12 protein-coding genes are annotated in these 13,413 nt (G+C 65.2%); 5 read left to right on the plus strand and 7 right to left on the minus strand.

Annotated features, from left to right (window positions below):
* Positions 1 to 72: 72 nt before the first annotated feature.
* From M2320_RS14845 to M2320_RS14875, 7 genes are all read right to left on the minus strand, one after another.
* Positions 73 to 837, minus strand: a complete 765-nt coding sequence (locus tag M2320_RS14845) for a LolA family protein (RefSeq protein WP_264597947.1) — start codon at positions 835 to 837, stop codon at positions 73 to 75.
* Positions 838 to 956: 119 nt separating this feature from the next.
* The gene (locus tag M2320_RS14850; RefSeq protein WP_264597948.1) at positions 957 to 3,272 is read right to left on the minus strand and encodes a DNA translocase FtsK; all 2,316 of its coding nucleotides are present in this window, start codon (positions 3,270 to 3,272) and stop codon (positions 957 to 959) included.
* A gap of 138 nt (positions 3,273 to 3,410) precedes the next feature.
* Positions 3,411 to 4,067: a CarD family transcriptional regulator gene (locus M2320_RS14855; protein ID WP_264597964.1), complete on the minus strand. Its 657-nt coding sequence runs from the start codon at positions 4,065 to 4,067 to the stop codon at positions 3,411 to 3,413.
* A gap of 557 nt (positions 4,068 to 4,624) precedes the next feature.
* Complete coding sequence (gene fdxA, locus M2320_RS14860) at positions 4,625 to 4,963, minus strand: ferredoxin FdxA (RefSeq protein WP_184426714.1); 339 nt, start codon at positions 4,961 to 4,963, stop codon at positions 4,625 to 4,627.
* A 107-nt stretch (positions 4,964 to 5,070) separates the two neighbouring features.
* On the minus strand, positions 5,071 to 6,954 hold the full coding sequence (gene cobT / locus M2320_RS14865) for a cobaltochelatase subunit CobT (protein WP_264597949.1): 1,884 nt from the start codon (positions 6,952 to 6,954) through the stop codon (positions 5,071 to 5,073).
* Positions 6,955 to 6,971: 17 nt separating this feature from the next.
* Complete coding sequence (cobS, locus tag M2320_RS14870) at positions 6,972 to 7,955, minus strand: cobaltochelatase subunit CobS (protein ID WP_264597950.1); 984 nt, start codon at positions 7,953 to 7,955, stop codon at positions 6,972 to 6,974.
* Between the two features lie 82 nt (positions 7,956 to 8,037).
* On the minus strand, positions 8,038 to 8,616 hold the full coding sequence (locus M2320_RS14875) for a J domain-containing protein (RefSeq protein WP_184426708.1): 579 nt from the start codon (positions 8,614 to 8,616) through the stop codon (positions 8,038 to 8,040).
* A gap of 105 nt (positions 8,617 to 8,721) precedes the next feature.
* Here M2320_RS14875 and M2320_RS14880 point away from each other — a divergent pair, with 105 nt between their 5' ends.
* The 5 genes from M2320_RS14880 (at position 8,722) to M2320_RS14900 (ending at position 13,316) form a co-directional block, all read left to right on the plus strand.
* Entirely contained in the window at positions 8,722 to 9,006 is a 285-nt protein-coding gene (locus M2320_RS14880; protein WP_184426706.1) for a BolA family protein, read from the plus strand.
* A gap of 185 nt (positions 9,007 to 9,191) precedes the next feature.
* On the plus strand, positions 9,192 to 10,514 hold the full coding sequence (locus M2320_RS14885) for a D-alanyl-D-alanine carboxypeptidase family protein (RefSeq protein ID WP_264597951.1): 1,323 nt from the start codon (positions 9,192 to 9,194) through the stop codon (positions 10,512 to 10,514).
* Between the two features lie 8 nt (positions 10,515 to 10,522).
* Positions 10,523 to 11,683 (plus strand): CobW family GTP-binding protein, encoded by a 1,161-nt coding sequence (locus M2320_RS14890; RefSeq protein ID WP_264597952.1) that lies wholly within the window; start codon positions 10,523 to 10,525, stop codon positions 11,681 to 11,683.
* 103 nt (positions 11,684 to 11,786) lie between these two features.
* A complete protein-coding gene (locus tag M2320_RS14895; protein ID WP_264597953.1) occupies positions 11,787 to 13,037 on the plus strand; it encodes a GNAT family N-acetyltransferase in 1,251 nt (416 codons plus the stop codon).
* Positions 13,038 to 13,316, plus strand: coding sequence for an RNA-binding S4 domain-containing protein (locus tag M2320_RS14900; protein WP_184426698.1), 279 nt, complete (start codon positions 13,038 to 13,040; stop codon positions 13,314 to 13,316).
* Positions 13,317 to 13,413 lie beyond the last annotated feature (97 nt).

The raw sequence follows: 13,413 nt of genomic DNA on the forward strand, positions 1-13,413 counted from the left end.
GCGTCTCGAAGGGCGGGGGCGGTCCACGTTTTTTCAGCAGCCTGCAAGCGAGATCCGCGCCACTCATAAGGGCTATTCGGAAAAAATGCCTTCGCTGGGGATGCGAAACAGATTTGCGTTGGGCGTGGTCGTCTTGTCGATATTGTGCAGGACGACCAGCGTCTCATAGCCCTGCGGGTCCTTGACGGTCCACTGGGTCAGGTTGAAATTCTTCGCGTCAAAGTACAGGCCGATGGTCGAGGTGCCGCCGAATGTGGTGGAATCCTCGAGAATGATGATGGTCTTGTCCTTGGCCGTGGTGACGTTGGTGATCTTGACGTCCTTCTTCAGATGCACGTCGTTCTTGAGCAGGAATTTCAGCGGGGTCTGCTCAATGAAATAGGTTTCCTGCGTCTTCAGCTTGCGGTCGCGGATCGCGACGGAGCGGCCGTCGGCGATGATTTCCATGGTCGCGGGCTCCGCATATTCAAACCGCATGCGGCCCGGCTTCACCACGTAAAGCTTGCCTTCGGCGCGACGGCCATCCTGTCCGGTCTGGACGAAATCGGCGGTCATGGCGCGCGAGGAATTGAAATAATCGTCGGCCATCTGAATGGCGACCTCGGGGTCGCTGATCGGGCCGGCAGGCTTGGCCGCCTCTTTCTTGGCGGGCTCCGGCGCGGGGGCGGGCGCGGGCGCCGCGGCGGGCTCAGGCTTGGCGACCTTCTTGTCGGCGGCGGGCGCGGCTTCGGGTTTGACGACTTTCTTGTCCGAGGGTTTTGTGGTCTCCGCCAAAACCGGCTGCGCGCCGATCGACAGACTCAGGCCGAACCAAAAAATCGCCTTGCTCAGTTTCATTTGCGGGACCTTCGACCCTCAAACGCCGGCGAGTGTCGACGCGCGGGGCCTTGCATATCTAAGGAGGAGGGAAACGCACGGCGGGACTATAGAATTTTGTTTGTGGCGGCAATAGGACGCTAATCCACGTCGCCGCCGACGAGAATCTGGCGCTTGCCCGCATGGTTGGCGGGACCGACAACCCCCTCCTTCTCCATGCGCTCCACCAGGGACGCCGCCTTGTTGTAGCCGATCTGAAGCCGCCGCTGCACATAAGAGGTAGAGCATTTTTTGTCGCGCAGCACCACCGCCACGGCGCGGTCATAGAGGTCGCCGCCCTCCTCGTCGCCCATCGGCAACGGGGCGTCCTCGTCCTCGCCATCGTCCTCGACGGTCACGGCGTCGAGATATTCGGGCTGCCCCTGCATTTTGAGATGCGCGACCACCCGCTCGACCTCGGTGTCCGACACAAACGGGCCGTGGACGCGCACGATGCGGCCGCCGCCGGCCATGTAGAGCATGTCGCCCTGGCCCAGCAGCTGCTCCGCGCCCATCTCGCCGAGAATGGTGCGGCTGTCGATTTTCGACGTCACCTGGAAGGAAATGCGGGTGGGGAAATTCGCCTTGATCGTGCCGGTGATCACGTCAACAGAAGGACGCTGCGTCGCCATGATCAAATGGATGCCGGCGGCGCGCGCCATCTGCGCCAGACGCTGGATCGCGCCTTCGATCTCCTTGCCCGCGACCATCATCAGGTCGGCCATTTCGTCGACGATGACGACGATATAGGGCAGGGTGGACAGGTCCATCTGCTCCTGTTCGTAGATCGCCTCGCCGGTCTCGCGGTCAAAACCGGTTTGCACCGTGCGGGTGATGACCTCGCCCTTGGCGGTCGCCTCCGTCACCCGGGCGTTGAACCCGTCGATGTTGCGGACCCCCAGCTTCGACATTTTCTTGTAGCGGTCCTCCATCTCGCGGACCGCCCATTTGAGCGCCACGACCGCCTTTTTCGGGTCGGTGACGACGGGGGTGAGCAGATGGGGGATGCCGTCGTAAACCGACAGCTCCAGCATTTTGGGGTCGACCATGATCAACCGGCACTCCTGCGGCTTCAGCCTGTAGAGCAGCGACAGGATCATGGTGTTGATGGCGACCGACTTGCCGGAGCCGGTGGTGCCGGCGACCAGCAGATGCGGCATTTTGGCGAGATCGACGATCACCGGCTCGCCGCCGATGGTTTTGCCGAGCGCGATGGCCAGCCGGTGCTTGCTGTCGGAAAAATCGGGCGAGGCGATCAGCTCTCGCAAGAAAACCGTTTCGCGGCGCGCATTGGGCAGTTCGATGCCGATGGCGTTGCGGCCGGGGACCACGGCGACACGCGCCGAAACCGCCGACATCGAGCGGGCGATGTCGTCGGCGAGGCCGATGACGCGCGAGGATTTGACGCCCGGGGCGGGCTCGAATTCGAACAGGGTGACGACCGGCCCGGGATGGACGCTGACAATATCGCCCTTCACCGAAAAATCCTCGAGCACGCTCTCGAGCGCGCTCGCGCCCTGCTCGAGCGTTTCCTGCGAGAACGCGCGCGGACCGACCTTGGGCGGATTGAGCAAGCCCGTCTCGGGCAAGCCGAAAGGACCGTCCGCAACCCGCGACGCCGATTCATGCGCGGCGCGGCGCGCGCTGCGGCTGGGCGCCTCGGCGCCCAGGAAGGGGTCCGGTCCCGCCGTCTCCTGGCGGTCGAAGGCAAAGCCGACCTGCGGTTCGCGGCGATCGATCGGGGCCGCGCGCTTCCAGACGGCCAGACGCTTGAGCGCCGCCAGCGCGCGGCGGAAAAGCGGTTCCTTCTCGGCGCGCAGGCCGCTGCGCATGTCGCTGGCCGCGGGCTTTTCCCGTTGCGGCAGGTGGCCGAAGCCGGCGGCGATGGACAGCGAAAAAATCGCGGTGACGCCGAGCACCAGCGCGGTCAGGGCGAGGCCGGCGCCGGAGAAATACAGCCGCGGCAGCGACAGCACGGCGTCGCCGATCACGCCGCCCATTCCGGTCGGCAGCGGCCAGCGCTCGGTATTGGGCAGCAGCGAGGCGAGCGCCGCCGAGGCGATGATGCCGAGCAGCCAATAGCCCAGCCGCAGCTTGCCCGCATGGGTCGGCTGGTGGATCGCCACGCGCCAACCGAAGAAGCCGAGCGGCGCGAGCAGAGCGATGGAACTCACCCCGACCAGCTGCATGACGAGATCGGCGACGATGGCGCCATGGACGCCGAGGACATTGTGGACCTTGGCGTCGGTCGCATGGTTCAGGCTGGGGTCGTTGATCGACCAGGTCGCCAGCGACGCGCCGAGCGCGACGGTCGCGCCGATGATGGCGACGCCCATGAGTTCCTGCATGCGGCGCCGCACGAACAGCCGCGCCGACTCGGGCAGGAAATCTCCCAGAGGAAAGGTCGTGGTGCGCATGAGCCCCGGATTTGCTGCTCGCTGACAAGGATGCGTTCAGCATAGTCCGGCCGGGTTAACCAGCGCTTAACCTTCTGAGGGCGTGCGGACACAAAAAAAGCGGCTCGAAAGCCGCTTTGATTGGATTTGTTGTCCGCCTCAGGCGGCTTCCTCAACGTCGGCGTCATCCACGGGCTCATCGGCCTTGGCGGCGCGACGCGGGCTTTTCGCCAGCTGTCCTTCGATGACCTTGAGCGACTCGCTGTCGGTCAGCTTCTGCACGACGGCGATTTCGCGGGCCATGCGGTCGAGCGCGGCCTCGTAGAGCTGCCGCTCGGAATAGGACTGCTCCGGCTGCACCTCGGAACGGTAGAGATCGCGAACGACTTCGGCGATCGCGACGAGATCGCCCGAGTTGATCTTGGCCTCATATTCCTGGGCGCGGCGCGACCACATGGTGCGCTTGACGCGCGCCCGGCCGGTGAGGGTGTCCAGCGCCTTCTTGACCACGTCGGCCTCGGCGAGCTTGCGCATGCCGACGGACGCCACTTTCGGCGTCGGCACCTTCAGGGTCATCTTGTCCTTGGAGAAGGAAATGACGTAGAGCTCCAGCTTGAAGCCGGCGACTTCCTGCTCCTCGATCGCAGTGATCTGACCGACGCCATGCGCCGGATACACAATAAATTCATTGGCCTTGAAGGTCGCTTTCGTCGAACCTCCCTTGCCAGTCTTGCTGGCGACGGCCTGAGTCTTTGGGTCATTGGAACGGAGAGCGGCTGCGGCGTTCGCCGGCAAGGAGGGTTTTTTCTGCGTCACCTTGAACCATTCGCTAAGGTTTGAGTTCAAATCTTCAGTGCAGGAACTGTCGGTCCCGGGCTGAGTCTTCGAGAGGGCGGGGGCCGCCCGTTCAGCCCTTACGGACTGAAATCGCTTTCAAACGCGTGTGTCGATGGGCGTTCCCTTTGCTTGCTTACGAGCGGCGCAAAGACTGTTTCTTGGACTGTTGCCGGTCCGATTGTTTCCAGTCCGACCCTGAAGGGCTCCAGGCGAACGGACCTTTGGTCTTTCGAGTCTGCGCCTTTCAAGTCGAGTCTGCGCCTTTCAAGCGCGCAAGTCCCATCAAGCCCGCAAGGCCCGGGAGGCGTCATGGACGTCAGGCAAAAACAGGTCCCGCGCCTAAGCGGGGACCCGGCCGTGCGTCGATTATTCCTCGTGAGATGAGCTTGCTGAGCTTTCCGACGGTTGCGTAAGCTTCAATATCATAAGTTAACGAACGAATCAAAGGATTATTGACCCGCCAAAAATATCAGGCAGTCAATGGTTAAGATCGGGGCCGCAGGAGCCCGCTCGGGTCCCTGCGGCAAAACCTTGTTTCAGTCGCCCTTGCCGGGGGCCTTGCTGAAGAACGCTTCGAGCTTGCCTTCGCGACCGTCATATTCCTTGGCCTGGGCCATGGCTTCGCGCTTGATGGTGACGTTCGGCCAAACCTGCGCATATTCGGCGTTCAGCTTCAGCCACTTCTCGAGATCCGGCTCGGTGTCCGGCTTGATGGCTTCGGCCGGGCACTCCGGCTCGCAGACGCCGCAGTCAATGCACTCGTCGGGGTGGATGACGAGCATGTTTTCGCCCTCGTAGAAACAATCCACAGGGCACACCTCGACGCAATCCATGTACTTACACATGATGCAATTGTCGACGACGACGTAGGTCATTATCCTCTCCCCGCGCGACAAGGGACCGCGCGATCAACTTCTGGCGTGCGGGTAGCTAGCGCTTTTGTTGATCTCATGCAAGCCGCGCGTGGCGCGCATAGCCCGAATTATCGGCGGCCCCGCCGGCCTGTTTGCGTATCCGCAAAAAGCTCCGCGAGCTTCTCGGTCATGGCGCCGCCCAGCTCCTCCGCATCGACGAGCGTCAGCGCGCGGCTGTAATAGCGCGTCACGTCATGTCCAATGCCGATCGCCAGAAGTTCAACGCGGCCCTGGCTTTCGATTTGCGCGATCATATGGCGCAGGTGTTTCTCGAGATAATGACCGGGATTCACCGAAAGCGTGGAATCGTCCACCGGCGCGCCGTCGGAAATCATCATCAGGATCTTGCGTTGCTCGGGGCGCCCGAGCAGTCTCTTGTAGGCCCAGTCCAGCGCCTCGCCGTCGATGTTCTCCTTGAGCAGGCCCTCGCGCATCATCAGGCCGAGGTTTTTCCGCGCCCGCCGCCAGGGCGCGTCCGCCGCCTTGTAGACAATATGCCGCAGGTCATTGAGCCGACCCGGATTTTGCGGCTTGCCGGCGGCGAGCCAGGTCTCGCGGGCCTGCCCGCCCTTCCACGCCTTGGTGGTGAATCCCAGGATCTCCACCTTGACGCCGCAGCGCTCCAGCGTGCGCGCCAGAATGTCGGCGCAGGTCGCCGCCACCGTGATCGGACGCCCCCGCATCGAGCCGGAATTGTCGATCAGCAGGGTCACCACGGTGTCGCGGAAATCGGTGTCCTTCTCGCGCTTGAACGACAGGGGCGTCTGCGCGTCGATGACGACGCGCGACAGACGCGCCGGATCGAGAATGCCTTCCTCGAGATCGAACTCCCAGGCGCGGTTTTGCTGCGCCATCAGCCGCCGCTGCAGCCGGTTGGCGAGCCGCGCCACCACGGCGGACAGGTTCTGCAGCTGCTTGTCGAGATAGGCGCGCAGCCGCCCCAGCTCCTCGGAATCGCAGAGATCCTCGGCATTGACCGTCTCGTCGAATTGCGGCGCATAGGCCTTGTAGTCGAGGCCGGCGGGCAGGACATTGGGCTGCGGCGGGCGGCGCGTTCCCGAGGGTTCGTCGCTGTCGCCGGGGGTGAGATCGTCGGGCGCCTCGCCGGGCGGCCCGCTCTCCATTTCGCCCTGCACATCGGGCGCGGCCTCGTCGGACTCTTCGACCCGCTCGCTCTGCATCTGCTCGAAGGCTTCCTTGTCGCCTTCGCCATCCGCATCGGACGTGTCCGTCTCCGGATTGTCCTCGGATTCCTCCTCGTCCTCGTCGATGCGTTCGTCGCCCTTTTCGGCGAGTTCGAGATCTTCGAGAATGCTGCGCACCACCCTGGCGAAGCCGCGCTGGTCCTCGAGCGCGTCGGTGAGCTTCGTCAGCCGGTCGCCGCCGATCCGCGCGTGAATCGCGTCGCGCCAGAGGTCGACGACGGCGCGCGCGGAATCGGGCGTCGGCTGTCCGGTAAATTGTTCGCGGGCGAGCAGGGCCAGCGCGTCTTCGAGCGGGGCGTCGTCGCGCGCGCGCACGGAGGCGAGGCCGGCGCGCTGGTAGCGGTCGTCCAGGGCGGCGTGCAGGTTTTGCGCGACGCCGACCATGCGCCGCGCCCCGATACATTCGACGCGGGTCTGTTCCAAAGCGTCGAACACGGCGCGGCCGGTCTCGCCCTGCGGCATGACCTTTTGATGCAGCCGCGCGTCATGGCAGGCGAGGCGCAGCGCCGCGGAATCCGCCTGGCCGCGCAGCACCGTGGCGTCGCGCGCGCTCAGCCGGCGCGGCGGATCGGGCAGGCGCAGCGCGCCGGGATCGGCCGCCTGGACATAGCCGGGCTTGTCCACGATGAAACTGACGTCGAGTTCGGGCTTGGCCGCCATGGCGCGCAGGCAGCCGACCACCGCCCGCTTGAAGGGCTCCGCGGGGCCCTCGCGCGGGGTCGAGGGCTTTTGGTTGGAAAGCGTCACGGGCGGCCTCGCGCGCGTCAGCTCAACGCCACATTCACCGCCGATTCCGGCAGGTCCTTGCCAAAGCAGCGCTGATAGAATTCCGCGACCAGCGGACGTTCGAGCTCGTCGCATTTGTTGAGGAAGGTCAGGCGGAAGGCGAAGCCGACATCGCCGAAAATCCCGGTGTTTTCGGCCCAGGTGATCACCGTGCGCGGGCTCATCACCGTCGAAAGGTCGCCGGCCATGAAGGCGTTGCGGGTGAGATCGGCGACGCGCACCATCTTGCCGATCATGTCGACGCCCTCGGGTCCCACCTGCTTGACCTTGGCGGCGACAATGTCGACCTCCTTGTCGTGCGGCAGATAGTTCAGCGTGGTGACGATCGACCAGCGGTCCATCTGGCCCTGGTTGATCTGCTGGGTGCCGTGATAGAGCCCCGACGTGTCGCCGAGCCCGATGGTGTTGGCGGTGGCGAACAGGCGGAAGGCCGGATGCGGCTTGATCACCCGGTTCTGGTCGAGCAGGGTCAGGCGGCCGGACACTTCGAGCACGCGCTGGATCACGAACATCACATCGGGACGGCCCGCGTCATATTCGTCGAAGCACAAAGCGACATTGTTCTGCAGCGCCCAGGGCAGAATGCCGTCGCGGAATTCCGTGACCTGCTTGCCGTCCTTGAGAACGATGGCGTCCTTGCCGACGAGATCGACGCGCGAGACATGGCTGTCGAGATTGACGCGCACGCAGGGCCAGTTCAGCCGGGCGGCGACCTGCTCGATATGGGTCGATTTGCCGGTGCCGTGATAGCCGGTGACCATCACGCGGCGATTGGAGGCGAAGCCGGCGAGAATGGCGAGCGTGGTGGTGCGGTCGAACAGATAATCCGGGTCAAGTTCCGGGACATGTTCGCTTTTCTTGGAATAGGCGGGCGCCTTCAGGTCGGAGTCGAAGCCAAAAGTCTGGCGAACCGAAATGACCGTATCCGGAATCGAGGGCGGGGGCGGTGTCAAAGACGTCAAGGGCTCAGTCCTGAATTTCGCGCGGCGTCCCGCCAGCGACTAAAGTGAGGCGCGCGGGGAGCCGGATTGCGAGGAAAGCTTGTCACACGGCGCGGAAGGAACGCAAGACATTATAGGCGTTGATGATCTCGCGCAGCCTGTCCTCGTTGGAGCGGTCGCCGCCATTCGCGTCGGGATGCAGCCGCTTGACCAGCTCCTTGTAGCGCACCTTGATCTCGCCGGGACCGGCGTCATCGTCGAGGCCAAGGATATGAAGGGCCTTTCGCGCGACAACCCCGTGTCGCGGCGCGCGGTTCCGGGCGGTTTTCGCCTGCATGTGGAACGGGTCGGCCATGCCCGGGCTCGCCGGTCCCGCGCGATTGGCCCCCATTTTCCAGGTGGGGCGATGGCCGGTGACGGCGTCCTTCTGGTAACGCAGCACGTCCTCGTCGCTCATGCCATTGAAATAATTGTAGGTTGCATTGTATTCACGCACATGGTCGAGGCAAAAGCAGAAATACTGGCCTTCGCGCAGCCGGCCCATGGGCGCCCGGAACTCGCCGACCGCCTGGCATCCGGGATGCGCGCAGACCGGCCCGCGCGCCGCCGCTGGAGCGGGCTGTTCGCTCTTGGCTTCGCGCCGAGTCCTGATACGGTCGAACAGAGGTGAGTTGAGATTCATGGTTCGGCACAATATGGCGTGGTCGGCGCCGCGGGCAAGGACAGGATTGAGATTAAATCCTGTTGACTTACCAAATTGCCGGCAAACCGGGGCACAGGGGAAAAAATGACGGTCAGTGTTCGCGAACGCATGGAAAGCAAGCTGCGGCAGGCGTTTCACGCCGCCGAGGTCGAGGTGATCGACGAGTCGCACAAGCATGCCGGCCACATCGTCCATGAGGGCGGCGCGCCCCATGGCGGCGAAACCCATTTTCGCGTGCGCATCGTCTCGCCCGATTTCGCCGGCAAGAGCCGCGTCGAGCGGCATCGCGCCGTCAATGCGCTGTTCGCCGAGGAATTCGCGGCCGGCGTCCACGCCCTGGCGCTGGAGACGCGCGCGCCCGGCGAATAGCTTTGCGCAAGGCTTTCGGCCGCTATTGCGGGATGCTCGGACGCGAAGCGTCATGAAATCGCCGCAAGGGGCGTTCATCGGCATCAGGACGGTTTTGGCGCCTTGATTTGACCGCGCCGCCGTTCATAACTCGCTTTGCTCGACGCGGCTTTGCTGGAAACGCGATTTGGGGGTTGCGGAACGTCATGGAAAAGTCTTTTCGGAGCCTGCGGCTGATTTTGCCGGTGGCGCTGGTTCTGCCCCTGGCGGCGCCTGACGCGGCTTTCGCCGCCCGCAAGCACGGCCACGCCCATCATGCGGCTCCCGCCGCGCCGGCCCCCTATGTGCCGACGCCCTATGTCGCCATCGACGTCGACAGCGGCCATGTGATCGCCCAGCGCGACGCCACGCGCGCCTGGTATCCGGCTTCCGTGACAAAACTGATGACGGTCTATGTCGCCCTCCAGGCGGTGGAGAGCGGCCGGCTGACGCTCGACACGCCGCTGGTGGTGAGCGCCCGCGCGACGCGGGAGAAGCCGTCGAAAATGGGCTTTGCCCCGGGCTCGCAGGTGACGCTCGACAATGCGCTGAAGATGCTGATGGTCAAATCGGCGAATGACATCGCCGTCACCATCGCCGAGGGCGTGTCCGGCTCGGTCGAGGCCTTCGCCACCGAAATGAACGACGCGGCGCGCTCGCTCGGCATGCAGGAATCCCATTTCGTCAATCCCAACGGGCTGCACGATCCCAATCATTACAGCTCCGCCCGCGACATGGCCGTGCTCGGTCGCGCGCTGCTGCTGCGCTTCCCCAACCAGGCCGGCCTCTTCAACATCGGCGCCTTCCGCATCGGCGAACAGGTCGTCCCCACTCATAACGGTCTGATCGGCCGCTATCCCGGCGCCGACGGCATGAAGACCGGTTTCACCTGTCCGGCGGGCTTCAATCTGGTCGCCAGCGCCTCGCGCTCCGGGCGGCGGGTGATCGTGGTCGTGTTCGGCGACGTCTCCGCCAAGGTGCGCACGGCGCATGCCGCCGACCTGCTGGACCGCGCCTTCGCCAGTTCGGCCGGCGCCGACGCCATCACCGCGCTGCCCTCCGCCGGCGGTTCGCCGCCCGACATGCGGGGACAGGCCTGCGGCCGGCGCGGCAAGGCCCAGCTCGCCGCGGAGAACGAGGATTTCGGCGCGCCGATTGCGGGCTCCGAAGGCGGAGAGGCCGCGCCGCAAAAGAACGGCGCCGCCATCGCCGCGCTGCCGCGCCCGGCCTATCAGCCGATCGACCTTTATGTCGGTCCGCCGCCCGGCTACCAGGGCCCGGTCGCCGGCCCGCGTCCGGCGGACACGCCGATCGGCGCGATCGCCTACACGTTGCTGCCCACGGCGGCGGCGGCTTCGGCCATTTCCGACCACGCCGCGGTCGCGCCCAAACCGCCCGCGCCCAAGGCGAAAACGGCCAAAGCCAAACCGGCCAACACCCACGCCGGCAAGGCGAAACCCAAGACCGAAGCCAAGGCCGCCGCGCATTGACGGATGCAATGGAGAAAAAACGCCCGGTTCCGGTTCCGCTGACCATCCTCACCGGATTCCTGGGCTCGGGAAAAACCTCGCTGCTCAATCGCCTGCTGCGCGATCCGGGCCTGGCCAACGCCGTCGTGCTCATCAACGAGTTCGGCGAGATCGGCCTCGACCATTTGTTCGTCGAAAAGATCGACGGCGACATGGTGATGCTGGCCTCGGGCTGCGTCTGCTGCACCGTGCGCGGCGATCTCGTCGACGCCTTGGAAAAACTGCTGCGCGACCGCGACAACGGCCGCATTCGCGCCTTCGACCGCATCATCATCGAAACCACGGGCCTCGCCGATCCCGCGCCCGTGCTGCACACGCTGATGAGCCATCCCTATTTCCTGCTGCGGTTCCGGCTTGACGGCGTCGTCACCGTGGTCGACGCCGTCAATGGCGCGGCCACGCTGGAAAATCACCCGGAAGCGCTGAAACAGGCGGCGATCGCGGATCGGCTGGTGTTCGCCAAAACCGATCTCCTCGACAATGAGGAGCGGCGGCGCGCCTTCGCAAAGCTTTCTCAACGTCTGCACAGGATCAATCCGACTGCGCGGGTCCTGAACACGGCGGACGACATCGGCGCCGCCGACCTGTTGGACGCCGGCCTGTATGATCCCGCCTCCAAAAGCCCGAATGTGCAGAAATGGCTGAACGCCGAGGTTTTGGGCGAAACCGCCTGCGAGGTCTGCGGCGAAGATCACCACCACGAGCATCATGGCCATCACGACCACGGCCATCACCATCACCACGCCCATGACGAGGCGATCCGCACCTTTTGCCTGACCAGCGCGGCGCCGCTCAGCCCCGACGCCTGCGGCCTGTTCCTGGAAATGCTGCGCAGCGCCCACGGGCCGAACCTGTTGCGCGTCAAAGGGTTGATTGCGCTGTCGGACGATCCCGAGCGGCCGCTGGTGATCCATGGGGTCCAGCATGTCTTCCATCCGCCGGTGCGGCTGGACTCCTGGCCCGACGCCGACCATCGCACCCGCGCCGTGTTCATCGTCAAGGATTTGCGGCCGGATTTCGTCGAGGGGCTCTATGCCGCCTTCTCCGGTCAGGCGCGGGCCGATACGCCTGATGCGGCGGCGCTGGTCGCCAATCCGCTGTCGCCCCGCTCCGGCGGCTTGCTGGGCTGAATTGGCCCGAAGGTTGAATCGTCGGCGTCAAGTCCCTTGGGCGGACGTCGCTTCGTGTCGAAAGAACGCATGAACGCCCAGGCCTTGGCCGGAGTTGACGCATTTGACCGATTCGAGCTGGCCGCCTGCGCCATTCCTGAACGGGTTTTCGCCCGGCGCCGAGGATCGCCCGGCGCCGGCGCCGCTCGTGGCGCCGCTCCTGGCGCGCGCCCCCGACGAACAGGACGGCCCCTTGCTTGACTGTCTCGGCCTGGAGGGGGCGCAGGCCTGCGCCGCCGAATGGGAGGAGCTCGCGGCCCGAGCCCTGGCGCCGAACATTTTTCTCGAACCCGATTTCGCCCTGAACGCCGCCCGCCATATCGCCGGCGCGAAAAAACCCGAATTCCTGTTCTGCTGGGAGGGCGGCGAGGCGCCGGCGCGCGGCCGGCTGCTGGGCGTCTGGCCGCTGTCGACGCCGCGCCCGGCCTTGCTGGCGCGCGGCTGGACCCATGTCTACAGCTGCTCCGGCGCCCCTTTGCTCGACCGCGTCTGCGCCCCCGTCGTGCTGGAGCGCATGCTGGCCTGGATGAATCATCGGCGTCTCGCCGCCGTCCGAACCCGGCTGCTGCCCAAGACCCATCCCGCCTATGCCGCCCTGGAGGCGCATGCGGCGCGGGCGGGCCTGACCTTCGCCCTCGTCGAAGAGCATGACCGCGCTGCGCTCGACGCCACCCAGCTGGGCGTCAGCGCGCGCGATTTCATCTCCAGGGAAAGACGCAAGAAGCTGCGCCGCCGGGCCCAGCGGCTGCGCGACCATGGCGCGGTGGCGTTTCATGTCGCTGAGGCGGCCGAGGACCTGCGCGAACAGATCGAAGCCTTCATGCTGCTGGAGGTCAGGGGCTGGAAGGGGCGCAAGGGAACGGCGTTTTTGAGCGATCCCGGCCACGCCGCCTTTTTGCGCGCGATGAGCCGGACGCTCGGGCGCCAGGGCAAGTGCCGGGTGTTCTGGCTTTCGCTCGACGGGCGGATGATCGCGGCGAACATCATCTTGCAGGATGGCCGCGGCGGCGCCTATTTCTGGAAGACCGCCTATGACGAGGATTTTGCCTCCATGTCCCCCGGCGCCTTGCTGACCATGGACATGACCGACCGGCTGCTCGCCGACAAAAGCGTCGCCTTCGTCGATTCCTGCGCCATTCCCAATCATCCGATGATCGACCATTTGTGGCGCGAGCGGCTGCGCGTCGCCGATGTCATGCTGGCGGTCGCGCCGGACCGTCCGCTTGCCTTCGCCGCCCTGCTGCACAGCGAAACCTTGCTGCTCACGCTGCGGGAAAAAACCAAATCCGCTCTGGCGCGGCTCGGGCTGCGCTGAATGACGGAGGCCCGCCAGCGACTGGACAAATGGCTGTGGTTTTCGCGCATGGCGCGCACGCGGGTCCTTGCCCAGGAGCTGATCGCGAAAGGCTATGTCCGCGTCGACGGCCGCAAGGCCGATCAGGCGGCAAAACTGGTGGGTCCAGGCAATGTGCTGACCATCGCCTTGGCGCAAAAAGTGATTGTCCTGGAAATTTTAGGATGCGCCGAGCGGCGCGGCGCCTATCCCGAGGCGCAAAAGCTTTATCGGATGATCGAGGGCCCCGAAGGGGCGTAAGCCGCCCTCGTGGTTCAGCACGAGGGCGACTGGAGCGTTGATAGAGAAAAAACCCTCATGGTGAGGAGGGCGCGTCAGCGCCCGTCTCGAACCATGG

It is taken from the genome of Rhodoblastus acidophilus (genome assembly GCF_025961575.1).
GTDB lineage: Bacteria > Pseudomonadota > Alphaproteobacteria > Rhizobiales > Beijerinckiaceae > Rhodoblastus > Rhodoblastus acidophilus_C.